Here is a 418-nt window from a genome sequence, read left to right as displayed (position 1 = left end):
GGCATCGGCCTGCAGAATGCCGGTGAAGTTCCTCAAATGACGCTCGGATGCTCCTGCCGCCGATCGCGCGAAGCATAGTAGAGCGCCGCCGGTGGCGATTGCCCGCCGAACGGCCGGTCATCCCTGACATAGGTCCAGATGCGGCCTGTATCGGTCTTGCCCTTCGCCAGGATCGGCACGGTCGTGTCGTCGGCATGGAGACGATCAGCGGCAAGCACATGCGCCTCGATTAGCGCGTGCACCGGCTTCAGCGCCACGGCACAAGCGCCGACCTGGTCCGCAAGCGTCGACAGGCTGAGGTCGACGCCCTCGCGGGCATAGCGCTCGCTCTGCCGGTTCAGCGGTTGATGCTGGGCGAACTTCTCGAACAGGACCATCGCCAAAAGGTTCGGTCCGGCAAAGCCGCGCGGCGTCACAT

The 418-nt window shown here is 65.1% G+C and carries 1 pseudogene; it reads right to left on the bottom strand.

The annotated features are described in order from the left end of the window. Positions 1-418: pseudogene (locus tag EN780_RS38035) on the bottom strand (transposase); the annotation flags it as partial.

Source organism: Mesorhizobium sp. M4B.F.Ca.ET.089.01.1.1 (genome assembly GCF_004022605.1).
Taxonomy (GTDB): Bacteria; Pseudomonadota; Alphaproteobacteria; order Rhizobiales; family Rhizobiaceae; genus Mesorhizobium; species Mesorhizobium abyssinicae.
This window is presented reverse-complemented; position numbering and strand designations above follow the sequence as displayed.